Source organism: uncultured Nitrospira sp., assembly GCA_902500695.1.
Lineage (GTDB): Bacteria > Nitrospirota > Nitrospiria > Nitrospirales > UBA8639 > Nitrospira_E.
Genome location: CABVRQ010000041.1, coordinates 1 through 25508, shown reverse-complemented (window position 1 = coordinate 25508; position 25508 = coordinate 1). Strand labels below are relative to the sequence as shown.

The 25508-nt window shown below is 48.2% G+C and carries 25 protein-coding genes and 1 tRNA gene; 16 read left to right on the top strand and 10 right to left on the bottom strand.

What is annotated here, in order from left to right:
• The 4 genes from AAH187_RS11520 to AAH187_RS11505 all read left to right on the top strand — a co-directional run.
• Positions 1–1097, top strand: a 1097-nt coding sequence (locus tag AAH187_RS11520) for a hypothetical protein (protein ID WP_342348605.1), incomplete at its 5' end; no start/stop codon positions are given.
• Positions 1098–1139: 42 nt separating this feature from the next.
• Entirely contained in the window at positions 1140–2039 is a 900-nt protein-coding gene (gene metF, locus AAH187_RS11515; RefSeq protein WP_342348604.1) for a methylenetetrahydrofolate reductase [NAD(P)H], read from the top strand.
• A gap of 207 nt (positions 2040–2246) precedes the next feature.
• Entirely contained in the window at positions 2247–2903 is a 657-nt protein-coding gene (locus AAH187_RS11510; RefSeq protein ID WP_342348603.1) for a bifunctional precorrin-2 dehydrogenase/sirohydrochlorin ferrochelatase, read from the top strand.
• Positions 2903–3211, top strand: coding sequence for an MTH1187 family thiamine-binding protein (locus AAH187_RS11505; protein ID WP_342348602.1), 309 nt, complete (start codon positions 2903–2905; stop codon positions 3209–3211). The genes AAH187_RS11510 and AAH187_RS11505 overlap by 1 nt, the downstream gene beginning before the upstream one ends.
• Positions 3212–3271: 60 nt before the next feature.
• Here the strand turns inward: AAH187_RS11505 and alr are convergent, their stop codons facing one another.
• The 5 genes from alr to rpsB are packed head-to-tail and all read right to left on the bottom strand — an operon-like array spanning position 3272 to position 7249.
• Entirely contained in the window at positions 3272–4501 is a 1230-nt protein-coding gene (alr, locus tag AAH187_RS11500; RefSeq protein ID WP_342348601.1) for an alanine racemase, read from the bottom strand.
• Between the two features lie 9 nt (positions 4502–4510).
• Positions 4511–5068 (bottom strand): ribosome recycling factor, encoded by a 558-nt coding sequence (frr, locus tag AAH187_RS11495; protein ID WP_342348600.1) that lies wholly within the window; start codon positions 5066–5068, stop codon positions 4511–4513.
• Between the two features lie 14 nt (positions 5069–5082).
• The gene (gene pyrH, locus AAH187_RS11490) at positions 5083–5811 is read right to left on the bottom strand and encodes a UMP kinase (protein WP_342348599.1); all 729 of its coding nucleotides are present in this window, start codon (positions 5809–5811) and stop codon (positions 5083–5085) included.
• Positions 5811–6407, bottom strand: a complete 597-nt coding sequence (gene tsf, locus AAH187_RS11485) for a translation elongation factor Ts (protein WP_342348598.1) — start codon at positions 6405–6407, stop codon at positions 5811–5813. The genes pyrH and tsf overlap by 1 nt, the downstream gene beginning before the upstream one ends.
• 59 nt (positions 6408–6466) lie before the next feature.
• Complete coding sequence (rpsB, locus tag AAH187_RS11480) at positions 6467–7249, bottom strand: 30S ribosomal protein S2 (RefSeq protein WP_342348597.1); 783 nt, start codon at positions 7247–7249, stop codon at positions 6467–6469.
• Positions 7250–7660: 411 nt separating this feature from the next.
• Between rpsB and AAH187_RS11475 the strand changes: the two genes are divergently transcribed.
• Complete coding sequence (locus AAH187_RS11475) at positions 7661–9016, top strand: glutamate-5-semialdehyde dehydrogenase (RefSeq protein ID WP_342348596.1); 1356 nt, start codon at positions 7661–7663, stop codon at positions 9014–9016.
• A gap of 187 nt (positions 9017–9203) precedes the next feature.
• Positions 9204–10685, top strand: a complete 1482-nt coding sequence (locus tag AAH187_RS11470) for a methyltransferase domain-containing protein (protein WP_342348595.1) — start codon at positions 9204–9206, stop codon at positions 10683–10685.
• Between the two features lie 32 nt (positions 10686–10717).
• Here the strand turns inward: AAH187_RS11470 and AAH187_RS11465 are convergent, their stop codons facing one another.
• A complete protein-coding gene (locus tag AAH187_RS11465; RefSeq protein WP_342348594.1) occupies positions 10718–11032 on the bottom strand; it encodes a hypothetical protein in 315 nt (104 codons plus the stop codon).
• 377 nt (positions 11033–11409) lie between these two features.
• Here AAH187_RS11465 and AAH187_RS11460 point away from each other — a divergent pair, with 377 nt between their 5' ends.
• Positions 11410–12375, top strand: a complete 966-nt coding sequence (locus AAH187_RS11460; RefSeq protein WP_342348593.1) for an ATP-binding protein — start codon at positions 11410–11412, stop codon at positions 12373–12375.
• A 79-nt stretch (positions 12376–12454) separates the two neighbouring features.
• On the opposite strand, the gene AAH187_RS11455 is transcribed toward AAH187_RS11460, so the two are convergent.
• A tRNA-Met gene (locus tag AAH187_RS11455) sits at positions 12455–12530 on the bottom strand.
• A gap of 204 nt (positions 12531–12734) precedes the next feature.
• Here AAH187_RS11455 and AAH187_RS11450 point away from each other — a divergent pair.
• The gene (locus tag AAH187_RS11450; protein ID WP_342348592.1) at positions 12735–13970 is read left to right on the top strand and encodes an HDOD domain-containing protein; all 1236 of its coding nucleotides are present in this window, start codon (positions 12735–12737) and stop codon (positions 13968–13970) included.
• Positions 13971–14017: 47 nt separating this feature from the next.
• Here AAH187_RS11450 and AAH187_RS11445 read toward each other — a convergent pair whose 3' ends face one another.
• The 3 genes from AAH187_RS11445 to AAH187_RS11435 form a co-directional block, all read right to left on the bottom strand.
• Positions 14018–15184 carry a hypothetical protein gene (locus AAH187_RS11445; RefSeq protein ID WP_342348591.1) on the bottom strand — a complete coding sequence of 389 codons (1167 nt, stop codon included), beginning with the start codon at positions 15182–15184 and terminating at the stop codon, positions 14018–14020.
• Between the two features lie 48 nt (positions 15185–15232).
• Positions 15233–15448, bottom strand: coding sequence for a hypothetical protein (locus tag AAH187_RS11440; RefSeq protein ID WP_342348590.1), 216 nt, complete (start codon positions 15446–15448; stop codon positions 15233–15235).
• 416 nt (positions 15449–15864) lie between these two features.
• Positions 15865–16572 (bottom strand): chlorite dismutase family protein, encoded by a 708-nt coding sequence (locus tag AAH187_RS11435; RefSeq protein ID WP_342348589.1) that lies wholly within the window; start codon positions 16570–16572, stop codon positions 15865–15867.
• A gap of 572 nt (positions 16573–17144) precedes the next feature.
• Between AAH187_RS11435 and AAH187_RS11430 the strand changes: the two genes are divergently transcribed.
• From AAH187_RS11430 to AAH187_RS11395, 8 genes are all read left to right on the top strand, one after another.
• On the top strand, positions 17145–17414 hold the full coding sequence (locus tag AAH187_RS11430) for a hypothetical protein (RefSeq protein WP_342348588.1): 270 nt from the start codon (positions 17145–17147) through the stop codon (positions 17412–17414).
• A 56-nt stretch (positions 17415–17470) separates the two neighbouring features.
• Positions 17471–18751, top strand: a complete 1281-nt coding sequence (locus AAH187_RS11425) for a CinA family nicotinamide mononucleotide deamidase-related protein (protein WP_342348587.1) — start codon at positions 17471–17473, stop codon at positions 18749–18751.
• Positions 18735–19349, top strand: a complete 615-nt coding sequence (gene thpR / locus AAH187_RS11420; RefSeq protein ID WP_342348586.1) for an RNA 2',3'-cyclic phosphodiesterase — start codon at positions 18735–18737, stop codon at positions 19347–19349. Before AAH187_RS11425 ends, thpR begins: the two co-directional genes overlap by 17 nt.
• Positions 19350–19432: 83 nt before the next feature.
• Positions 19433–20533 carry a recombinase RecA gene (recA, locus tag AAH187_RS11415; RefSeq protein WP_342348585.1) on the top strand — a complete coding sequence of 367 codons (1101 nt, stop codon included), beginning with the start codon at positions 19433–19435 and terminating at the stop codon, positions 20531–20533.
• Between the two features lie 42 nt (positions 20534–20575).
• Positions 20576–23236, top strand: coding sequence for an alanine--tRNA ligase (gene alaS / locus AAH187_RS11410; protein ID WP_342348584.1), 2661 nt, complete (start codon positions 20576–20578; stop codon positions 23234–23236).
• 84 nt (positions 23237–23320) lie between these two features.
• Positions 23321–24328, top strand: a complete 1008-nt coding sequence (mltG, locus tag AAH187_RS11405) for an endolytic transglycosylase MltG (protein WP_342348583.1) — start codon at positions 23321–23323, stop codon at positions 24326–24328.
• A gap of 20 nt (positions 24329–24348) precedes the next feature.
• Positions 24349–24825: a RidA family protein gene (locus AAH187_RS11400; protein ID WP_342348582.1), complete on the top strand. Its 477-nt coding sequence runs from the start codon at positions 24349–24351 to the stop codon at positions 24823–24825.
• Positions 24826–25326: 501 nt separating this feature from the next.
• Positions 25327–25508, top strand: a 182-nt coding sequence (locus tag AAH187_RS11395; RefSeq protein WP_342348581.1) for a hypothetical protein, incomplete at its 3' end; no start/stop codon positions are given.

Here is a 25508-nt window from a genome sequence, read left to right as displayed (position 1 = left end):
AAGGAAAGAGAGCGGATATGGTTGACGGGTTTCTTCTGTTTGCGGTGTTGGATGTGTGGCGGATGGTGTTGCCGTTAGGGTTGACGCTTTTGTTGCTAATGACGGACTTGATGGGTCGGTGGCAAGGCGATTCCTATCAAAGAGGGCTGCGGGAGGTCCTCAACCCCTTGGTCGTTCGACTGACAGTCGGTCTGTTGGTGATGTCCGGAGTTGTCGGTCTTCTTGTGCCGGCCATCCTTGGTTACCCTCTGCCTGAATCCCATATTGCCGTGGGGCCGTGGGGCTATGAGGAAATGTTGGGTTTTGTGTTGGGCGGAGCCTGCCTTTGGAAAAGCCGGCAGATAAATGATCCCGGAAAGCTTTCGGGGTTTGTCTGGCTGGGTTGTGCCGGCGTTCTGTTCTTTGGAGCGGGTATCCTGTGGTTGGCCCGATGGGATGCCATGGCGCATGAAGGGCATGTGGCTGGAGGATGGTTTGTACTCGGATTGTCGACCGTGGATTGGACCCGCGTGTTTCCTAAGATCCTGCATCTGCTTTTTGCCAGTTTGGCTGCAGGGGGATTGGTGGTGACGCTACTGGGACTGCTCGGATGGTCAAGCGCCTGGGGTGCATCTGACTCCACCTCTCGTTCACGTTTCGTCCCTTCTGATGAGCAGGTTCGATACGGGGTTGGTTGGATGTTAGCCGGGCTGGTGCCGCAAATGTTTATCGGTCCCTGGTTGTTTCTCGTTTTGGGTGAGGTGCCGAGGGGTGGTCTGATTGATGGCACCGGCTTGGCTTCTGCATTCTTCTTCGTCGGCGTGATGGCAGCCCTGGTGGCCATGGTGTTGTTAAATGCGTCATTTATGGTGCCACATGTCAAAGGTCTTGTTTGGGGCGGAATCATTTGTACGGTGATCACCCTGGTGCTGATGGGGATGATCCGGTACGTCATGTTTTTGAGGACTCTAGAGGCACAGGGGATTCCCATTGCGATTGGGAATGTGACGGTGTTTCATCTTCTGACCGTTCTGATTTTGACAGGTCTTATGGGCGCAATTCTCGTTCGTTGGTGTGTGAGGCCTCTTGCTGCTTTTTATGCCAAGGCTGAACTCTGATAGAGACTAGACAAATGTGGGTGAGCGATTTAAGGTAGGGCCATGCATATTTCTGAGGTGTTGCGGACGCATAATCCTGCGATCAGTTTCGAGTTTTTCCCGCCAAAAACGGAACGGACGTTTCAAGAACTGTTTGAAGCGATTTCGGCCCTCATGCCGTTAAAGCCTGCGTATGTCAGTGTGACCTATGGGGCTGGCGGGTCTACCAGGGAACGCACGCATGATTTAGTCGTGAAGCTGAAACGGGAAACCGATTTGACGATTGTGTCGCATTTAACCTGTGTGGGCTCGGGCCGTCAGGAAATTCATCAGATTCTCTCGAAATACCAGGCCAGCGGTATTCATAATATTATGGCCTTGCGGGGAGATCCTCCCAAGGGATGCACTGATGTGCAGATTCCTGAGGATGGCTTTCAGTTTGCGTCTGATCTGGTGTGGTTTATTAAGCAGCAATTTCCTGAAATGGGCGTGGGAGTGGCAGGATTTCCCGAAGGACATCCCGGTACGCCCAACCGGTTACAGGAAATGGACAATCTGAAGCGGAAAGTCGATGCGGGAGCGGATTATATCTGTACCCAATTGTTTTTTGATAATCGGGACTTTTTTGATTTTTGTGAACGTTGCGAGGTTGTGGGCATTAAAGTGCCGATCATCGCGGGCATTATGCCGATTGTGTCCAGAAAGGGCATGGCTCGCATGTCTGAGCTGGCGCTTGGTGCCCGTATTCCTGCGAAGCTTTTACGGGCGATGCATCGAGCTGAAAATGATGGATACGCGGAAGGGGTGGGCATTCATTGGGCGACCGAACAGGTGGTGGATCTGATTGATCATAAAGTGAAGGGTATTCATTTTTATACCTTGAATAAATCGAAGGCGACCTTGAAAATCTATGAATCTCTCGGTATTCAAAGTTCGGAAAGTCTCCAGCATCCGGTCGAATAAACCCTGCCTGATTTATCCTGTCTGTTCCTCAACACCCCTGAATAGGGCTTCCGTCTCGCAGCTCTGACCTGTTCTCCCGTATTCTTCTCCGTCCGTTTTGGTGCCTGTGACCTATGCAATGTTGTGGGCCATGGGATTGGGGATTTTACCCTTTCCCCCTGTGGTGCATGTTGGGTAAGATGTGTCGGGTTCTAAAGGAGGATACTCATGACGAAGAATGCAGGGTTTCAAGTAACAGTTGATTTGGATGGTCGCCAGTGTATGGTGATTGGTGGTGATGAAGAGGCGGTTGAAAAAGTGCATCGCTTGTTGGATGCCGGAGCAAAAATTACGGTGGTCAATCCTACCCTTCATGTCGATTTGCGGAAGCTGACCGCCTCAGGGAAGATTATCCACCGGGGACGGACTTTTCGATCCGGTGATGCTCAAGGGGTTGTGCTGATTATGAATGTGTTGAAGAATGATCTGGATTTGGCCAAGTCCTTGTTTGAGCTGGCGAAAACCGAACGATGTCTGGTTTGGTCGATGGATTTGCCTGAATATTCGACGATTATCATGCCTGCGCTGGTCAAGCGAGGGAATCTTCGAATAGCGATTAGTACGAGTGGGACCGCTCCAGCTCTGGCAAAGATGCTTCGTCAAAATTTTGAATTGCTGTTTGATGAAGAATTCGACCAGTTCCTGGATTGGTTGGGCGTCCTTCGTGAAGAGCTGAAGAATACGGAAGTGAGCGATCTTCGGCGCCGAGAGCGCTTAGCGGAAGCGGTCAATGGGTTTCAATTGACCGGGGAATTGGAGTATCCCAATAGTTGGAAGTTGTCCAGTGAGGAGCAGGTGGAACCCGTTGGAAAGGAAGGTGGGTAATGGTGCTCTTGGAATTTAGCATGTCGCCTCTTGGTAAAGGCGAAAGTGTCGGAAAGTATGTGTCCCGGTCACTAGACCTGATTGATAAAAGCGGGGTGGACTATCGCCTCAATCCCATGGGAACCGTGTTGGAAGGCGAGTGGGATGACGTGTTTCGAGTCGTGAAGGAATGCTATACCAGAATGAAAAAGGATTGTCCTCGGATTTCTTGTGTGATTAAGGTTGATTATCGGCGTGGGAAGAAAGGCCGGTTGGCTGGCAAGGTGGCGAGTGTCGAGAAACATTTAAAGCGTAAGCTGAAAACCTAACATGCTAAAACCCTTTGTCTGAGTTAGTGTGGCCGTGTTGTGAATGAATCCGTCGGCTAACTAGGTCATTCCAGGATTTTTTTGGGATGACGGTTGTGGTGTAGGTGACGAAGAAGGGTGAGGTATGTGGGGAAGGTAGATACGGTTCGCCTTCCCCCCGATTCCGCACAGAACTTCATAGGGAATCGTTTTTAACCATCCGGCATGATCTTCTGCTGTTATTTCCCGCGTTCCCTGTTTTCCCAATAGCATGACCTCGTCTCCAACAGTTGGATGGGGGATGTCCGTGACATCTACCATCATCATATCCATGCAAATTTTCCCAATAATGGGGGCCGGTTCTCCTTTGAGGAGGACATGCCCGACGCCGGTGAGATGGCGGGGAAATCCGTGGGTATAGCCTACCGGCAGGACGGCGATTTGCGATAGCCTCCGTGTGCGGAACAGGGCATTATATCCCACAATTTCACCGGGCTGAAGAGAGCGGAGATGGGCCACGTATGTGGTGGCTTGCATCACCGGTTCAAGTGTGAGGGACTGTGGAGAATTTTCCTGTCGGGGTGCGTATCCATATAACATTAATCCAGGTCTGACCATTCCCAAGTGGGCGGTTGGATGAAACAGGATTCCTGCGCTATTGGCCAAATGAACAATGGGTGGTTGGACTCCCAATTGCTTCGCTTGGTTGATAAAGGCCAAAAACTTTTTGATTTGCAGGTTGGTTAAGGTGTGGTCCTGATTGTCGGCATCGGCAAAATGGCTTAAGAAGCCCTCTATTTCAATGAGAGGATTTGAGAGTGATAGTCCGGTGAGTAGAGAGAGGGCTTGATCAGTTTCGAAGCCAAGTCGGTGTAATCCGGTATCGACTTTGAGATGAATGGGGAATGGGGTGGTCTGAGGAGAAAGTCGCTCCAGAAGTTGTTGAACGATTTCGGCACGTGAAATCACCGGTGTAAGCTGATACCGAATAATTTCGCTAAGATGTTCAGGTAGCAGGGGCCCCATAACCAGAATGGGGCAGTTGATATGGTGTTCTCGAAGCACTATTCCTTCCATGACCGATGCCACGCCAAATCCAAAGATTCCCAGGTGTTCTAGTGTTTGAGCTACAGGGATTGTCCCATGGCCATAGGCGTCGGCTTTAATGACGGCCAGGATTTTTGTCGACGAAGCGATCGATTGCCGGATTTGTTGGAAATTCCTGGTTAGCGCATCAAGACGAATAGAAACGGTGATCGGAGGCGGAAGGTGTGGAAGGTCGGGAGAGGAAGATGGCCTGATCGGTATCACAAATATTCCTTAGATCGCGAGTATTTCCTCCTCCTTTTTCTTGGTGAGGTCATCGACGGTCTGTATGAATTTGTCTGTGAGTTTTTGGATCTCGGTTTCGAGCCGGTCCTTGGCGTCCTCTGTCAGTGAACTTTCTTTGTGAAGATGTTTGAGTTCATCATTGCCTTCACGACGAAATCCACGTATCTGTACTTTGGTCTCTTCCCCATATTTTTTACTGAGTTTGACTAAATCTTTCCGTCGTTCTTCGCTTAGTGGGGGAATGGGGAGCCGAATGAGTTTTCCGTCATTGGATGGAGTGAGACCAAGTTCTGAACTAATGATGGCACGTTCAATTTCTCGGATTTGGGAGGTATCCCATGGTTGAATGGTGATCATTCGGCTTTCAGGGATCGCGAGGTTGGCAACTTGCTTGAGGGGAGTTGGCGTCCCGTAATAATCAACGGTGATATGATCGAGTAGTCCTAAGGAAGCGCGACCGGTTCGGAGAGACATGAATTCTCTCTTGAGGTGCTCGATAGCTCCCTCCATTCGCTGCGTGGTTTTGAGAATGGTTTGATCGTTCATGGTCATTCTCCACGTTAAGTGACAAGCGCATTTTTGGAGACAATGGTGCCGATCGATTCTCCCTCAAGTATTTTTCTGATGTTTCCTGGGGAAGTCAGATCGAAGACAATAATAGGCAGATCGTTATCCATGCACAGCGTAATGGCTGTCGCATCCATGACTTTCAGGCTTTTATTGAGTACCGATAAAAATGGTAATTCCGTAAAGCGTTTTGCCGTTGGTGTCGTCATAGGGTCCGCGTCGTAGATCCCATCAACCTTCGTGCCTTTCATGATCACATCTGCACCAATTTCCATGGCTCTGAGCGCGGCAGCTGTGTCGGTAGTAAAGTATGGATTGCCGGTGCCTGCAGCAAAAATCACCACACGTTTTTTTTCCAAATGCCGAATTGCCCGACGACGAATGTAACTTTCGGCTAACTGGCGCATTTCAATTGCGGATAAGACCCTGGTGGGGACGTCTTTTTTCTCTAACGCATTTTGCAAAGCCAGAGCATTCAACATGGTGGCGAGCATGCCCATGTAATCGGCCGAAGCCCGTTCCATGCCAGAGGCACTGGCAGCGAGCCCTCTGAAAATGTTGCCACCTCCAATTACAATGGCGATTTCCACCTTGAGGGTCAGGACGTCGGCAATTTCGTCTGCGAGATTATGTAAAACGGAAGGCTGAATGCCGTAGGTTTGCTCACCAGCAAGCATTTCTCCACTGATCTTTAAGAGAACCCGGCGATATTTGAGCGACATTAGTCCTGGCCGAGTTGGTAGCGCGTAAAGCGACTGATCGTGAGATTTTCCCCTAACTTTGCGATTTTCTGCGAAAGGAGATCTTGGATGCTGATGCTGGGATCCTTAATGAAGCCTTGTTCCAAGAGGCACTGTTCCTGGTAATATTTTTCCAATTTCCCTTTGATGATTTTTTCCCACGTCCCTTCGGGTTTTCCCGATTCCTTCATCTGCGCGAGAAAAATATTTCTTTCCCGTTCGATCAAATCAGCCGGAACGTCTTCACGTTTAACATACAAAGGATGGGAGGCAGCGACTTGTAAGGCCACCTCTTTGACGAAAGCTTGAAATTCTTCATTGCGTGCAACAAAGTCGGTTTCACAATTGACTTCGATCAGGACTCCAATTTTTGACCCCGAATGAATATACGAGGAGATAATACCCTCTTTGGTTTCTCGTCCTGCTTTTTTTTGTGCAGCAGCCAACCCTTTTTGGCGCAACAGATCGATGGCTTTTTCAACATTATTTTCTGTGTCTTGAAGGGCTTTTTGACAATCAAGGATTCCTGCCCCTGTTTTGCCTCGCAACTCCTTCACCAGGGCACTCAAACTAGACATATGCATGCTCTCCTACTGAGTATTATAAATTTCAGTTCAATTGGATGAACCCGGGATCCTTAGACAGGTTGGGTATTCTTGTTTACCACAACGGATGGATGACCTTGTTCCGGGTTGTCTGGAAGGAACCCCTCGCCATTTGCGACTGACTCCTGCCGCTTCCGGCGAATTTCAGTACCTTCGATGCAAGCGTCGGCGATTTGTCCTGTAAATAATTTGAGGGATCGAATGGCATCGTCATTCCCAGGGATAGGAAAGTCCACTCCTTCTGGGTCACAGTTGGTGTCCACGAGGGCAATAACCGGAATGCCAAGACGATTGGCTTCCTTGACCGTAATATGCTGGATACGGGTGTCTAATATGTAAATACACCCAGGGATATCGTTCATGCCTTTGATGCCACTCAAATATTTTTCCAGTTTGGCTTGCTCTTTTTTCATGCGAACGATCTCTTTTTTCTTAAGTCGTTCGTATGTGCCATCGGTTTCTGCTGCTTCGAGTTTTTTAAGTTGGTTGATGCTGCGACGGAGTGTCTGGAAATTCGTCAACATGCCACCCAACCATCGCTGGTTGACAAAAAACATTCCACAACGATTGGCTTCTTCCTCCACAATACCCATGGCTTGCCGCTTCGTTCCCACGAATAGGACGGATTCCCCGGCAGCCACCGTATCTCGGGTAAATTCGTAGGCTTTTTGGAAGCATTGTAGGGAAATTTGGAGGTCAATAATATAAATGCCGTTTTTTTCCCCAAAGATATAGCGTTTCATCTTCGGGTTCCACCGATTTGTTTGATGCCCGAAGTGAACTCCAGCTTCTAATAACGATTTAATCGTGACCATAACGGACCTTCCCACCCCCTTTCAGAGATATACTGATTAACACAAAACCGTGGATTTTTTAACGAAATACAAAACAGTAATTTGGCTCAAATGGGACCGGCAGGAGACAATAAAGGCTGATTGTCTTATCAGGCGGGCTGTTCCAAGTGAAGGGACATTCATGCAATTTAATTGATGCTTAATAATTTTCCATTAAACCAATCGAGGGTAGCATAGGTGGAAATTCTAATTCAACCCCGATTATCTTTTAATGGGTATGTGACGGGAGCTTAACCCTCGGGTGTCATCATAGAATAAAATGAAAGCTATGTAAAAAATCTTTTTGAATCAATGCCATTTTTGACTCTATGAGTCTTCATGGCTATAGTCACTCCGGCTTTCAAAATATTTCATGACGAAGGAGTGCGAAGGATGGTTGAAGTACCTCTGAAACTTTATGTGCAAGCGCTTCTGAAGGGAGCGAAGGAAGCTGCTCGTCCCATGGCGTGCATATCTCCCAGTGCGAAAAATCAGGCCTTACTGGCGATGGCCGAGAGTTTAGTGGATCATACTCAGGAAATTTTAGAGGCCAATGCTAAAGATCTGGCTGGTATTTCCAAGGAAACTGATCAACAAGTCCATCGTGAGGCCTCAGAACGGATTCGAATCTCAAAAGACACGATTCACCTCATGCAGCAACGGCTGTTAGATTTGCAGGTTCTTCCTGATCCAATCGGAGAGGTGAGTCATGCCTGGCTGACTGCAGATGGAATGCAGGTTCATACGGTCCGTTCTCCCCTTGGTATTGTCGCTGTGGTGTCGGATATGGGTCCTCTGGTGACGGCTGAGTCGTTTGGGATGTGCATGAAGACCAATAATGTCTGTGTCTTTCGTGGGGGAACCGAGTGGTTTCATACCAATGGCGCAATTGTTCACTATCTCCAGGAGGCTGCGGTGTCCAAGGGGGTCCCCGTAGGGGGGTTAACGTTTCTCGACCGGAGTTCCCCGGAGGCGGCCCTGGAAATGGTGCGATATCCTCAATATGTCCAAGCAGTGATTACCCGAGGGAGTGCTGGTTTACGAAATGGGATCTTGGAGCAGTCCAGAGTTCCGGTCATTGGCTTTGAGGGAGGTCTGTGTCATGTGTATGTGGATCAGGATGTCGATATTCCCCTAGCCCAAACAATCGCAGTAAATGCCAAACTTCAATCCCCATCCGAAGCGAATGCCATGGATACCCTCCTGGTACATCAGGGCGTTTCTCGGCATTTATTGCCAGGGTTAACACGAAGACTTCTTCAGGAATTTCGGGTGACCTTGCATGGCTGTCCTAAAACGGTTTCCATGTTGGGTGTTTTGGAAATGAGCGGGCATTTAGGGATTAAAGTGGCGGAGGAAACTGACTGGGGGAAAAAATATCAATCCTTAACCATGAACATTAAAGTGGTGAAAGATAGTCAAGAAGCTATCGATCATATTGGGACCTATGCTCCAGGGCATACGGATACTATTGTGACCCGGGATTATCATCTGGCCATGCGCTTTGTCCGAGAGATTGATTCGAGCGCCGTTATGGTGAATGCTTCGACCCGCCTTCATGGAGGACCTCAATTCGGTCTTGGTCCAGACATTGGAAGTAATAGCACTCGAATGCATGGGCGAGGTCCTCTTATTCTCTCGAAGCTCACGAATGAAAAATATATGGTTTTGGGAACTGGACAGCTCCAACAGCCACACCCGGTACCTCAGGCCTACCAGGATGCAATGATGTTATCTGCCAAGTTCTAGTCGGCTTTTTAATGAAACATGCATGGCCGGTATCTGTGTGTCGGCTGTGCATAATCCCATGCCTTCGTTAGTCAAATCCCGTTTTTTGCTTTGATTGTTTTCCTCTGTTCCTTCTGTCTGCCATCATTTCCGGTATTCAATTTTCCTTTGAGGAAACTTCTAACTCTGGTTCATTATGGGATATGAAATGGAAGAAAGTTCTGAATACCATTCGGAACTTTACCCGTATTTGCAGTCATGGGGATTGCGAGAATTTCGTGATGAGGCGTCATACTATAAATGGCAACGAGAGACCCTTTCCAAAGAGGAATTGCGCAATTTTCAACGATTGATTGAGCACCGATACGGTGGTGAGGACGGAAAAAGCGACATTGAGTTTTATGATGAATTGGCACGTCGGGATCTTATCCCCATTCTGTATTCCCAACGGTTTCAATATTGTTTGACGATTGGAACCGCTGTGTGTCGCCGGATTGCACCGGCTCAACAGGTTTTGGACTTTGGTTGTGGGGTTGGCATTCTGACCATATTTTTTGCTCTACAGCATCCTGACGTTGAATTTGTGGGGATCGATCGATCGTCTCGATCAGTTGAAATGGCTTGTCTTGAGGCAGAAAAACGACAAATCAGAAATGTTCGCTTCGAGATCTCCCATGTCCCACCACAGCAGATTTCCGGAACCTACGATCTAATTCTTTCGACGCATGCGTTGTTTCAGACGGAACGGGAGCCCGGGCTTCCTAGCCGAACCTGGAAAACCTTTCAACGTGCCGGCGACCTTCAACGACAGGAGCAGATGGAAGTCCTGACGGGGTTACAGGGACGTTTAGATGTCTTGTTGGGGGTATTAGGGCCAATGGGTCGAATAATCCTTTTTGAGAAAACATGGAATCTTGGTCGACGGATTTTCTTTCAACGGACGTTAAATGCCAGAGGCTTGTTTCCCGTCTCTTCTCCGGTTTTCTTTCGTTATCGGTCAGTGGATGAAGAGGTGGTCGATGGTCCCCTGTATGAGGTTGCCCGACTCTCCCAGGGTGTGGAGACTCTTGGATGGAATGAGGAACCGTATCGGGCACCAGGCGAAACACTCTATCGGTGCATCGGAATTGCTGCCGACAGGATGGGGCGGGTGTTGGCAATGGATCAAGTGAGTGACAGCGTTTCTGGTGTTCACTTCAGTATTGGGTCCTGGTTGTTTCGCTTCGGATTGTGGAAGGAAGTCTTTGCTTGGGGTTTGTGTGAGCATTCCTCCGGTTTGACAGGACTGGTTATTGGGGGTGAGGCGGATCGGGATCTATTACATCAATTGGTTGGAACTGTTACGCACATAACCGAATCCGATTTTCAACAGTTGGTTCATGACTTTTGGGGCGACATGATTCACGCTGAGGAAGATCAAGCCGCGCCTTGTTACGAAAATCACCATCCCTCTGCTCAATTCATCTACGAGAGGCTTCCCTCCAAACACATTCTACAGGAGTCGACCTTTCAGGAGGGTGAGAGAGGAGAAATGCATATCGAGTTAGGGACCACAACCCATTTGACTTATTTCTATTGCGCCAATATTTTCGATCAACGCCAGCTCGTACTTATGGATGAAGAACGGGCTCAGGTTCTGAGTGAATATTATCGAGAGTCCCTCCAGCATCCACACGGTCCACCTGCCTGAGTTCATTTAAGCTGAGTCCTTGGTCGGGTTTTTTATGGGGTTTCAATAACCTGTAAGGTTCGCTGTTGCGTTTTGGCATAGCAGGCCACTGCTTCATACGTTTCTTGTTGAATGTCTGAGGGGAGGGTAGCCCAATCGGAAGTGAGGCCAACAGTAAGTATGTGGCCATTATCTCTTATTCCCTTAATTCTTCCGATGTGTAAATAATCAAGGAGGACTTCTCCAATGACTTCCCCTGAACAGGCTTGGGCTGCGGAAGTGCTGTTGGAGGTCCGATTCCCATACTCGATCGAGATGGTTACTGACCAGAACAGAAGGCTTAAAAAGAAAATAAGGGCTAATCGCATCTCACTATATCTCAATACTGCGAGGAGTCTGTCTGACCGACCCCTAACGGTAAATACCTCAAAGGGAGGAGTCTGGGAGTAACGAAATGTCAGCGCGACAGGCTCAGTAGATTGAGATCCGGCTGGAGGACACCACTAAAGCAGAAAGCCTATATCAAAGTGATTCGGTAATGGTTTTCTTAAGATGGTCTGGGAAATTTCCGACAAGAGGAGCGAGGCTATGAAATGCGTCCGGTAATGGTTTTATTGGCTGGCTTAATCTGTTTTTACCATACCCGACAATATTGGGGGTGACCAAACACGATAGAGAGAGGGTGAACCCCTTCAAGGTGAAGAAGGAATGCCCATGCATTACGGGGGAAGGACGTCTTAACTAGATGAATGGTGAAAGATTCTTGTTTTGGGTATTGCTCGCAACCTGCCTGATGCATTGGTTGACGGTTTTTTTGCTCTTTCGTCGTGTGCGTTTGACTGAAAATACCCTGGTGTGGAATCTCTTAAATGTGGCAGTTGGACTCCTGGCTATTCAAAAGACCTATGGAATATCAATTCCATACCTTGAATTGAATCCTCCTCCATTGAATTTTGTGAGTACATGGCTGGGTTTTGTTGTCGCGGGATTATTGTTAGCCGGAATCGTGCGGTTGTCTCCCTTTCTGTATCTCCTTGAACGCAATAAGGAGCTATTAGCCGTCATTGAGGAGCGAAATGTAATTATTCTGCATTTTTATGAACGAATAGCCCGCGCCTTGCAAAAAATTCAAATGGCTATGGAGGTAGGGCGTCCCACCAACTGCATTATCGAACAAGTGGCGGAAATGTCAGAGATGCTCCAGGTGTTTTTGGAAAATCTCAAGGCCGGAGTTCTGTTGGGAAACAAATTCGAGGTGGCACTCAAGACACTTGTAGAAGATTTGAGTCGGGAAGCCTCATTCCCAATATTGGTCAATATTGATCCCTCTTGTGAGGATCAACTGTCACGTGAGCAGGGTGCGCAGCTGTTACATATTGTACGAGAGGCCGTTCGAAATAGCATACAATATTCGTACGCGAAGAAAGGACAGGTGTCTGCGAAGATGACGGCTACAGACACGGTTATCGAGGTGTCAGATAACGGGAAGGGTTTTGAAGTCGATCTTGTCCTGGCCCAAGGACATGGATTAGGAAATATGGTCAATCGGGCAAAAAAGATAGGGGCTCGTTTGAAAATTCACAGTCAACCGTCTAAGGGGACTTCGGTATTCATTGAAGTTCCATTAAATGAAGGGCGGGCTGAGAGTGGTCATTCGGCATCAACCGTAGATTCCTCATCGAATGTGACCCAGCGCGTCCATGTCGGATGACTTTTTTGGCCTAATGTCTCTCAACGGGGAAGCGTCGGGTATTTTTTGAATTTAGGGAGTGGAAGAGGAATAAGAAACTTGGTGGCGGTGGAGGGATTTGAACCCCCGGCCCGCGGCTTATGAGTCCGCTGCTCTACCACCTGAGCTACACCGCCGTATTTCACCAAGAACGAAAAGATCTATACCATAGCTGAAGAACTTTGGACAATTCTTTTTCTGGGCATGATCAAGTTTTTAGTTGGATTTCTTGCCGCTGTGTATCGGATTCAATGTAGCGTCTCATTTACTTATTCGTTGGAGGACCTGGTGATCGTTGGGATACCTCTAAAATTGGTGATTTTTTACCTTGGAAGGTTTTTATGACTTTAACGGCTGCTCCAAACATCAAGCACTCCGTTCTGGTTGGGCGACAAGCTATTTTTGATCGTCAAAAAGGAGTTTTTGGGTATGAGCTCCTGTATCGAGATGGTCAGGCCAATAGTGCACAAGTCATTGACGGGGATGAGGCCACCGCCAGGGTCATGGTGAATACGTTTTTAGAGATGGGTATTGACCAAATAGCTGGAACGGGTCAGGCGTTCATCAACCTAACAGCCAATTTCTTTTTAAGTCAAAATTATGAAGTCCTGCCCAAGAACAATGTAGTTCTCGAGGTGTTGGAGTCCATTGAGCCGACGCCCCTCGTCATCCAAGCTCTTGTCAGGGCTAGGCAACTTGGGTATAAAATCGCGCTTGATGACTTTATCGTGCGGGATTCTCATCGAGCATTATTAGAGGTTACTGACTTTGTGAAAGTGGATATTTTAGCCTTAACAAGAGAACAGCTTTTTGAACAAATTGATGTGTTGAAACAATATCCGGTTCGATTGCTTGCCGAAAAAGTCGAAAATCAAGAGGTGTACACGCTGTGTTATGAAAAGGGATTTGAATATTTCCAAGGATACTTTTTCTGTAAACCGCAAATTATAGAGGGAGTAAAGCTTTCCGGAAATCGCATGGCGATTGTGCTGTTATTGGCCAAATTGCAGGATCCAGATATTAAAATGGAAGCTCTTGAGGAGTTGGTTGGAAATGACCTGTCGCTGAGTCTTAAGCTTCTTCGTTTTGTGAACTCTGCTTCTGTAGGCCTTCCTCGAGTGGTTCATTCCATTGGACAAGCCGTGGGGATGGTAGGGACCGAACGTATGCGGCAATGGGCCTCCTTGCTTGTGCTGGCTAATACTGGTGGAAAGCCAAGCGAACTGATGCGGATTGCGCTTATCCGGGGACGAATGTGTCAAGAATTGAGCCGGTTACAAGGAGAGTCCGCCAGCCAAGGCTTTACCATTGGCCTATTTTCTGTATTGGATGCCTACTTTGATTGTGAAATGAAGCAACTTCTCGCAGACCTTCCTCTAGCTTCTGATGTTCTGCTTGCTCTAACCGATCGGCAGGGATGTTTTGGCGAAATTTTAACCTGTGTGATGTCTTACGAACGAGGGGATTGGGATCAGATTGAGGCCAGTCGTTTCGAGCCCCATATAATACGCCATGAGTACTTTCTCAGCACCGAATGGGCCAATGAGGTTATGAAAGCAACTTTAGGGGTGGGCTGACGGCACATAGCGGGAAATGATACAGCGGCAGGCTTGCATGCCAGAATTTATCCCCTTCGTTTATCGTCCTGTTCTCCTGCAAAATAATTCAAAACACCTACACCCTTTTCACTAAGCTCAATAGGTTTATCATCGGATTCTGGGGCCAGTTGGTCATCAGGGAGTTGGGGATAAATTTTAAGGCGTAAGCCTTCTTCCAATCCTTCATCTGAAAAATCCATATCATTGAGCAGAGCGTTTAGCCGTTGGAAAGCTAAAATGGAACGGGCTTGGGATTTCCATGTTCCGGAAAATTCCGTGTCATTCACTTTGGTGATACTTGTCCAAAACTTGGATTCTTCAGGCTCTGACATGCTTCCGTCGATAAATGCTCGCAATTGGTCAAGCAATGCCTCCTCTGTTTTTCCCAAGCCATCGTATTCAACCATTGACTTTTCAATGGGCCGTTGGGACAAGAAGTCAAGGGCTTCTTTCCAGAGGTTTATGGATTGCAACGGCTCATCTGGTGCTGAGAGGTTGTCCTGATGTTTTTGTAATTCAGTCAGGAAATGTTGAAGGGCCTTGACCTTTCTTGCAACTAGACTCCCTAATGGAATTCCCCATATATGGGCAATTTCGTGATCCTGCAATGGGGAATTTCCTGAAACAATGAAATCATTTTGAGCGAACTTCATGCGACGCCTGAAGATCCCACGTCGTCGCAATAAAGCCTGGTATTCCAGGAGCAGTCGTTGTGTCTGATACTCCTTCGGAGACAGTTCCTGATTATCCCATCCACGTTCTAATTTCCGGAATTCCTGTCGAAGGAGAATCGAGGGTGCTTGGGTTTTAGCATCCTGCAAGGCATTCTGAGTCAATTCAAAGTCTGATGTGAGTAACCGCTCTGCAATCTGGATGGTTTTATCAATGTTTTTCAATTCTTGAGTCAGGAATTCTATGTGCATTCCCGGGCGCTCACGTTTTTGCCGGTAATAATCCCTGTATTGATTCGCCCGTGATGTGATATTTCGTTCGGCTTCAAGTGAGAGCGGGTTCCCTTTTGGCTGATTGCCTGCCTGGAAGCGTGAATCTGGTTGATCGTTGACCATATAGGCAATGGATTCAGGACTCAGGTCAAGATACTGCAACAAAAGAAGCTGCAGCATGGTGCGGCCTTGCGTTGGAAGTGTCTGAATGGCTGACTCAATGTGTTCAAAACGTAGAGTTGTAGGCATAAGTAATGAGCTCAAGGGCAAGAGTTCGTAATTTCCACCTTGTAAGTTTTATGAAGAGCCATTCTCTAGAGATTCGAGACATGTGGCTGCGTATTCTCTTAGTTGCTGCACCGTTCCATTCGCATAGAGTTCTCTGGGGATTTCAATTTTGACTAATTGCGACGGATCGACCCCCCGTTCTGCTGCCCAATCTTCGTCAATAAATAAAGTCACTGCGCCATCTTTATCTCGGCGCACGAAAAGAACATCTTTTTCCCCTTCCATTCTGACTCTCCCAAAATGAAAATTAGACTTTGATTTTCTTGATAACACACCTCTTTGAGACCTGTCAAAATGGCGTTGTGGGGCTAGTCAATAATTTCTAAAATCCAAGAAGCTTTTAAATTGTTGGATGTCGGAGGTGAGAGGATCAGGCAGGCGAGAAATGCCGGTGACGTGTCTCATGAATTCCCAAACAGCCAGTGTTGGTCAGGAACCATTAAAGGATCGAATGCTGCGTTTTCACACAACTTTTATGTTGAAGAACGGTGCTAATTTAGTTCTTTTGGATTAGGGAAAATGGATTGGAATCGTAAGAATATACAGATACCCTTCCGTTGAAGGGTATCTGTAAAAAGAGTTATCTTAGAATGGTGTCGAATGCCTGTTCTGCAGTGCGCTTCGAGCTTGATTGAGCGAAGTTATCCGCCCACGGTTTCAACAACTTCTTTAAGACTTTTCATAATACAAGTGAAAATCGGGATGTCACGTTTGACATAACGGCTGCCTTCGGTAGAGCGTAATTCCATGACAAGGTCGAGGAAGTCCTGGGGAGAGTCGGTTTCAAAGGCAACCACAAATTCTTGGTCATCCAATCCAAACGAATAGGTGGTATTGAGTTTGACCGAGGGGTACTTGTGCCCAATAGCAATATGTTCATCCATCATCCCTTGGCGGGCAGCTTTGGTGAGCAGGTACCACTCTCTGGTTTTTTCAAATGGATACACAAAGATATATTTCGCACGGCCAGGAGAAATTTTCAATCTTCGACTTTCTTGGCCCTCATGCACGTGATGATCGACGTATATGGATCGTTTCGTCATGGAAAGATAGGAATACGGCGTGGTAAGGTATTGCCCCAAGCCTGTAGCCAAGAGTTTTGAACTCATTTCTTGAAACATTTCCAGGTCATAGCTAATTCGCCACAACAGAAAGTCGCAATCTCCTCGTATGCCTGTTGTGGTATAAGGCACGACAATGACCTTGCCGTTATATTCTTCCGCTGCTCGGACAAATTCTTGTTTGCCCTGGTCTCGCTCCTCTTTCGGAAGACGTCTCCACAAAGGGTCGACTTTATAGAAAGCAAAATTGACAAATTGTTGTTTGGCAGCCTCTTCGGCACCGGCCATAATCATACCTCCCCTGGAAAGAAAACCCGTGTTTTTTTAATCACTTAAAAAAATAGGTCTTAACATCGCTACCGCAATATTGTCAATGCGTAGTTGGCGTGATGGCTGTTAAGATCATTTCGGAAGCGGAGAAGTGCAGGATAGGACCCTTAGCCTGGAGGGGACAAGATTTTTAGTTGCTGGTCAATGAGTCAAATCTTGTTATTTCAATCATTTCTCCAACCTGTGGGGTCTATGGGTAGGTCGGTAAGATGTGGCGGTTTTTGGATACTTTTTGAAGTGGGGCTGGTCATTTTAGCTTCCGCTCGGGTGTGGGGCATTGTTTCCCATCCCTTGCAATCCAAAATTCTTGAAGCTGTTTAAAATGGTCAAGAGGGAATCAGAAGTTGAATTCCACCCAATATGTTGTATTAGCATTTCAGTGTATCTTGTGATGTTCATCCGGCCCAGGGTTTTCTTAGGACAAAATTAAATGGCATTTCGGTGCGGTCCATTCATTTTGTTCTTCGAGGAGAACTCCCCGCCTCAGAGGATAGTCAACGAGTCCTGGACGAAGAGGCCTTGCAAGTCGTATGGGGAATTTTGGGGAATCACCGACGTTTGCCAAGGACAGTTATCTCTTGCTCAAACAAGAAAATCCGTTGAGCAAGCCTGATCGCATTCGCTTTGATGCCAGAGCTTTGCTGATCAGCCCAGGCCAAGGACCTTCCATATTTTGTGTAAAGATTGTGGCGTTCTTTAATTATGATTCTTTTGATGCCCTGGCTCAAACCACCATCAAGGTTTTTCCTGGAGCCGGAGGCGAAGTGACTTTTGATCTAGATTTTGCTGACATTCCTTGAGGGTCAATGGAATGAATAAACGACCGTTTGATGTGACCTGACTGAATCCCTTGAACATGAAGCTCTTTTATGCTGACATCATTGCCGTGGGCTCAGAGTTGCTTCTGGGTGGGCGAGTCGATAGCAATTCGGTATTTGTTGCACATTTTCTCGCGGAGTGTGGAATTGAGGTCCGGAAAAAGATCTCCGTTAGTGACGAGAAAGGTGATATTCAAGAAGCCCTTCGTGGGTCATTGAAACGTGCTCATGTCATTGTCTTGACGGGTGGGCTCGGTTCAACGCTTGATGATTGTACCCGGGAGGCTGTTGCCGAGACGCTTCGATGTCCATTGATTAAACGAAAAAGAGCTTACGACAATCTCAAAGCCTGCTATCGACGATTTGGAAGACCGGTCACACCAATTTTGGCCAAACAGGCGTTTCTTCCTTCCGGAGCCATGATGTTGGCAAATATCGTGGGCACGGCATCCGGTTTTTTGATGCGCAAGGGGCAAACGGTCATTGTGGTGTTGCCAGGTGTTCCTCGCGAAGCCAAAGTCATGATGATTGATCAGGTTCAACCGATACTCAGGAAGATTTTTAAGAGCAAAAGACATTATTGGCTGCATACCTTTCATACTTTTGGATTGCCAGAAACCGAGATCCAAAAGAAATTGAGTCCTGTATTAATGGCTAATGGAACCATCCAGTTTGGCCTCCTGGCCTCGCCCAAGGGAGTGACGGTGACCGTGAGTTGTTGGATGTTTAGCGACTCCCAATCTTTTGTGAAGGAAAGGTCCCCCTTCTTCCCGGAATGGGCTGACCTGGTCCGTCAGGTACGTGAATGTATAGGACAATGGCTCTATGCGGAAGGTGAACGCACCATGGAGGAAATCGTCGGGGAAGTCCTACGAGGACTTTCCTGGACGGTTGCGGTCGCCGAATCCTGTACCGGAGGGTTGGTGGCTCATCGCCTAACTGGCGTGCCTGGAAGTTCGCTGTATGTGGACAGAGGAGTCGTGTCTTACAGTAATGAAGCGAAACAGGAACTTGTAGGGGTTCCTGCTTCGACGCTTCGGCGGTATGGGGCGGTGAGCTCACAGGTAGCCTTGGCAATGGCCAAAGGCATTCGAATGCGAAGCCGAGTCCATGTGGGGGTGGGGGTCACGGGAATTGCCGGTCCTGGTGGAGGCACCCTGAATAAGCCAGTGGGTCTGGTATATGGAGCGATTGATGGTCCGCGAGGTCCGCGGTGGTGCCGTTGGCAGTTTCATGGGGACCGGGCGGAAATTACATTAAAGACATCTCAGGCCGTTTTGGATTTGATTCGTCGATACGCCGATGAAGGTTTATTCTAACCAGAAGAGGCTGAGGGTTTTTCTGGCGGTGGAACTCTCCTTGGACCTCTGCCAGAAAGTGGGTGATCTTCAACATCAGCTTCGGGTCAGCTTGCCAAATATCAATTGGGTTCCCCCTGATTCGATTCATCTGACGCTGAAGTTTCTTGGAAATGTTGACGCTGGGATGGTGGAGCAGGTTTTGACCGCCCTTGAGCCAATCGCAACAAGTCAGCCTCCTTTCACATTAGAGATTCAGGGCCTGGGGGTTTTTCCGCAAATTCGGCGTCCACGGATATTGTGGATCGGATGCACCGGGGACATTTCTGCCTTGCTCAATCTTGTTTCCGGAATCGAAAGCGCGTTGGACCCGTTAGGCTTTTTCTCCGAGGAGAAGCCCTATGTTCCTCATTTGACCCTGGCCAGGATTAAACATGACAATTCTCAGGTGGGTGGGGTACTGGCTCATTCCGGCTTGCTGGAGCCATCTCAGAATCTTGGGATACTGTGTGTTGACCGCATCACACTTTTTCGTAGTGATGTAAGTCCATTCGGGGCCGAATATACGGCTTTGAGGACGGTCCCATTACATGAGCCTGGATTGAATACTTCGATCTAAGTTAGGCATTTACCTAATAGAAAGGGTGGGGTAAGATAGCCGCCACTTCGCACGATCAGGGATATTGAACAAAAGGACACCTAATGGCAGAACGCGCAACTCCTCAAAAAGAAACACAAAAAGACGGAAGAAAACGAGCGTTGGATTTAGCTCTGACGCAAATTGAAAAGCAATTTGGCAAAGGGGCGATCATGAAGCTGGGGACGGACGACGTTCCTCATGATGTCCCGGTCATTTCGACAGGGTCTCTCGGGCTTGATATGGCGCTGGGCATCGGTGGGTTACCACGAGGTCGCGTCATTGAGGTGTTCGGGCCGGAATCGTCTGGAAAAACCACGTTGTGCTTGCATGCGATTGCCGAAGCTCAGAAAGCCGGCGGGGCGGCGGCCTTTATCGATGCTGAGCATGCTTTGGATATTACCTATGCGAAAAAACTGGGTGTGCAGACTGATGATCTACTGGTGGCCCAGCCGGATACGGGTGAACAGGCTCTGGAAATTACCGAAACGCTGGTTAGAAGCGGAGCGTTAGATATCATTGTCGTTGATTCGGTTGCAGCCCTGGTCCCTCGTGCCGAAATTGAAGGGGAGATGGGAGATTCCCATATGGGGCTTCAGGCGAGATTAATGTCACAGGCCCTGCGGAAATTAACCGGGGCCATTTCAAAATCTCAAGCGTCGGTGGTGTTTATCAATCAGATTCGTATGAAAATTGGTGTGATGTTTGGCAGCCCTGAGACCACGACCGGCGGCAACGCGTTGAAGTTTTATTCTTCAGTGCGGTTGGATATTCGCCGGATTGAATCAATTAAAGATGGTCAGGACGTGATGGGGAGTCGGGTACGAGTGAAAGTGGTCAAAAATAAAATGGCACCACCCTTCAAACAAGCCGAATTTGATGTCATGTTTGCAGAAGGCATCTCCAAAGTTGGGGAATTAGTGGATTTAGGCGTTGAGCGTCGAATCGTTGATAAAGCGGGAGCCTGGTATTCATATAAGGAGGAACGGCTGGGTCAGGGCCGAGAGGCGGTCAAAACCTTTTTGAAAAGTAATCCGGATATTGCCCAGGACATCGACACGCAATTACGAAACAGCTATGGCCTCTCCATGGAGCCTCAACAAAAAGAGGAATTATCCCCGCCTTCCAGTGGTAATGCAAAAAAATCAGCAGGGGATCGTGACTGATCTGGCCGAGTGGCAAATTCATCTTGACCGAAAATCATTGATATGATTGCAACATCACTTGAACTTCGACAGGCGTTTGTGACCTATTTTTCGACCCGTGGGCACACCGTGGTTCCCAGCGGGCCGCTGATACCACAAGCAGATCCTACTCTCTTGTTTACTAACGCGGGTATGAATCAATTTAAAGGTGTGTTCTTGGGCGAGGAATCCCGTCCGTATAGCCGGGCCGTCTCCATTCAAAAATGTATGCGGGCCGGGGGTAAGCATAATGATTTGGAAAATGTGGGATTTACCCGCCGCCATCACACCTTTTTTGAAATGCTGGGCAATTTTTCCTTTGGGGATTATTTTAAAGAAGAGGCGATTGCGTTTGGGTGGGAGTTTCTCACTCAGATTGCCGGATTGCCGGTTGATCAATTGTGGGTGACGGTGTTTCGTGATGATCAGGAAGCCTATGATCTTTGGCACACACGAATGGGCATTCCAGAGAGTCGTCTGGTTCGTCTTGATGAAAAGGACAATTTTTGGCAAATGGGGGAGACGGGTCCCTGTGGTCCTTGTAGCGAAATCCTCATTGATCAGGGAGAGGCATTCGGTTGCGGGCGGTCGACCTGTGCCGTCGGGTGTGACTGTGATCGATATCTCGAAATTTGGAATTTGGTGTTTATGCAATTTGATCGGGATCTTGCCGGTACTCTTCATCCTCTCCCGAAGCCCAGCATTGATACAGGAATGGGGTTGGAGCGGTTGGCTGCGGTGACTCAAGGAGTCTCGTCAAATTATGATAGCGACGTGTTCCGTCCAATTCTGGAAAGGATAGGGAAAGGTACTGGCCAGGAGTATGGGGCTTCCTTGGCGGCTGATCGGTCGATGCGAGTCATTGCGGACCACCTGAGGGCGATGACATTTTTAATCACTGATGGCGTGTTGCCGTCGAATGAGGGACGTGGCTATGTCCTGCGACGGATCATGCGTCGAGCCTCGCGGCATGGTCGGTTATTGGGTATGGAGCGTGAATTTTTATATGACCTTGTGCCCTCCGTAGTTGATCATATGGATTCGGTCTATCCGGACCTTCGTTCAATGAGAGATACGGTTTGCGAGATTGTCCAGGGTGAGGAAGCGCGCTTTATTGGAACGTTAGAACAGGCATTGCCTCTTCTTAATCAAATCCTGACGGAGGCGAAGCAAAAGGGGAGCCAAATCTTAGAGGGGGAAGCGGTCTTTAAGTTGTATGATACGTATGGGTTCCCGCTTGATTTGGTGGAAGATGCTGCCAGAGAAGAAGGGCTAGCCATCGACCATGACGGTTATCAACAGGCACTAGAGGCGCAACGTGATCGAGCCAGAAAAACTGCGAGGTTTACCCAGGGGGACTCTCGAAGCACATTGGTGAATGCTCTCGAACAGTTTCCTTTAACGCAATTTGTGGGGTATGCCCAGCAGGAAGGCAGGGGGAGGCTCCTTGCTCTGGTACAGGATGAGCATGTCATTCAGGAGGCTAAGCAAGGGGAGACGGTGGAGTGTATCTTGGATGCCACGCCATTTTATCCTGAAGGGGGTGGACAGGTCGGGGATCAAGGCGTGTTGGTGGGTCCGTCGGCAAGAATCGTCGTTGAGGATACCATCAAGCTGGCGAAGGGGTGGTTTCTCCACAAGGGCCGTGTCATCGAAGGATCTGTCCACGTTGGCGATGTTCTCACCGCGACGGTACAGGGTCAATCGAGGCAGAATGCGGCGCGAAACCATACGGCGACTCATCTTCTTCATGCTGCCCTGCGGGAAATTTTAGGTCCCCATGTGAAGCAACATGGGTCTTTGGTAGCCCCAAATCGATTGCGGTTTGATTTTTCGCATTTCAAAGGATTGACTACCAGAAATATTGAAGAAATTGAAGGACTGGTGAACGAACAAATCCGTCAAAACCTGCCTGTTAAGGTTGAAGAAATGGGAATTCAGGATGCTCTGAGTCGGGGAGCACTGGCTTTCTTTGGTGATAAGTATGGTGAGCGGGTTCGGGTCGTGGAAATGGGTTCGTTTAGTCAGGAATTATGCGGGGGAACGCATTGCGTTCGAACCGGAGATGTCGGTCTGTTTCGTTTCCTGTCCGAAGGAGGCATTGCGGCAGGTGTCCGGCGCATAGAGGCACTTACAGGGGAAGGGGCGGTGGCTCAGACTCAGCATCAGGAGGCCGAATGGAGAGAATTGGGCGCTGTGTTGAAAGCCAGTCCAAATGAGGTCGTTGAAAAAGCCAAGAAACTCGTTGGAACTCTTCGTGATACTGAACGCGAACTGGAGCGTACGAAACAAAAATTACTTGATCAGCAAGGTACCGGTCAGGAAGCATCAATTCGGGACATTGGTGGGATGCCGATCCTTATCCAGCGGGTTGATGGCCTGACTATTCAGGAATTGCGAACCTTCTCCGATAAGCTCCGCCACAAAGTGGCTTCCGGTCTTTTGGTTCTGGGGTCGGTCAAAGAGGGAAAGGTTTCGTTGTTGGTCATTGTGGGAAAAGAGCAGACTCACAAAATTCCTGCGGGGAAAGTGGCTCAACATGTGGCTCAACTTGTTGGGGGTTCCGGAGGCGGCCGACCGGATATGGCTCAGGCGGGTGGCAATCAACCAGAACAGTTGGATGCGGCGTTGCAGAGTGTATATGATTATGTTGCCTCACATATAGGTGCCTTGACGGAGGAGTAAACTCCTTCAGCATAATGATGTGCTTGAAATTTCCCCCCCCCCTCATGGACCGGCCGTGAGCAGTAGGAAAGAGGGCGTTGTGACGTGATCCTTGTTCGCCGGAGAATAGTAAGCCTCTTATCGGGTGTAGTTCTGGTCATGGTTGGTTTTATGTGGTTGAATCAACCCGTTGGTGGACTAGCTCAGCGGGTTCTCGTCGAAATCCCACCCGGTACTCCATTTACGCAGGTTTCCGACATTCTCGATCAACATCACCTTATTGGATCCGGATGGTTTTTCACTTTTTTGGGGCGAGTGCAGCGGGTTGATCGAAATATCATTCCTGGCGAATATGAACTGAATGCGGGAATGCAACCAACTGAATTACTGAATAAGCTTGTGAAAGGTAAAGTATATCAATATGCCATCACTATTCCCGAAGGGTATAACGTGGCACAAATTGCGGATATCCTTGATCAAAAACGTCTTGCCCTGAAGCAGGATATTTTTCGATTAAGTCGTGATCCGGTATTTATTCAAAGTCTGAATGTTCACGCACCAACCCTGGAGGGCTATCTCTTTCCTGATACCTATCATTTTTCTCGTTTTACTCCACCAGAATCTATCATTCGAACATTTGTTAACCGGTTTCACGATGTTCTGACTCCAGAACTCAAAGCCCGGACAGCGGCCATGGACATGACCCTTCAAGAGGTGTTGACTCTAGCCTCCGTGGTGGAAAAGGAAACGGGGCTGGCAGCCGAACGACCATTGGTCTCCGGGGTATTTCATAACCGTCTCCGGCGAGGTATTCCCTTACAGAGCGATCCCACCGTCATTTACGCTCTTGAATCATTTGATGGAAATATTCGGAAGACCGATCTGTCGGTGGATAGTCCCTACAACACCTACAAGGTACGTGGGCTTCCTCCTGGACCCATTGCCAACCCGGGTTTGGCCGCAATTCATGCGGCGCTCTATCCGACCCAAACTGACTTTGTGTATTTTGTGTCACGGAACGATGGGAGTCATCAATTTTCTGTCACCTTAGCGGATCATAATAAAGCCGTGGACATCTATCAACGACGATTGACAGGTAAGCGTGCATCGTAAGTGGGGGATTGTGTAATTTTATGAATATTCATGAAACATTGAGCCGACTAGGATTAAAGCTGCCAGGAGCCCCTCGTCCAGTCGGGTCATATGTCCCGGCTCGTCAGGCAGGTGATTTAATCTTTGTGAGTGGTGTGCTGCCTTTCCGTGACGGGAAAATTGAGCAACCTGGAAAGCTAGGTCGGGAATTGACGGTCAAAGAAGGGGCTGCCGCTGCGCAACTAGCCATGCTCAATGGCTTGGCCATTCTCCAGGAGATGATGGGAGATTTTTCGTGTCTCAACCAGGTGGTTCGTCTAACGGGGCATGTAGCGTCTGTTGAAGGTTTTGTGGATCAGCCTACGGTGATTAACGGAGCTTCTGACCTATTGGTCGAATTGTTTGGAGATGCCGGGCGCCATGCCAGGTTGGCCCTTGGAGCGTTCGAATTACCTCTTCATGCTCCAATTGAACTTGAATTGATCGTTCAAGTGTCTTCCACGAAAGCGAGTCCCTAGAACGTATTCATTGTTTAACGAATTCCAAGTTCGCTTAGGCTTTTCGTCAGGAATCACCCGTCCTGATCCTGTAGCACCTCATTAGAAATTTCAGCCTTTGCTATGGCTTGATTTCTGAATTTGTTTAGCTAGGTTTTCCTCCTTTGCGGTTGCCATAACCTGAGAATTCATTTGGAAAGGGTGCAAAGATTTTAAGTTTGCTGTGCGCCTTTTTTTCTCACCCATTTGGTTTCTGAAGGGGATGGCGAACGAAGAGTTTTCATGAAAATCTTATGATAGGGGTGTGAATGTCGGTCTTTCTGCCTGCGCGGTTCTTCTAAATTGACGCCTGAAAAGATCGCTTGATATAGTCCTTTTGGGCAACCGCTCTGACTTGGTTCCATCCCCTGTGTTGGTAGCCACGAAGTTGGGTTGGCTTCTCTTCCCGGTTTGATTTGAATGAAAAAGTCCATTGTTCATACCTCATTTATTATTAGACTCAATAAGCAAGGTCTGTTACCTATGAAACGAATTCGAAGTCTCATGAGCGTTGCCTTAGGTTTTCTTCTTTTTTCATCCCTGGCCCATGCTGAAATGTTCCCTTCCGATGGTCCTCCTGGCACCACAGTAACGATTAGTGGTGAAGGGTTTGGGGAATTCCGAAATACTCAGGCTAATCGAGTGGAATTTCAGGGTGTCTCGGC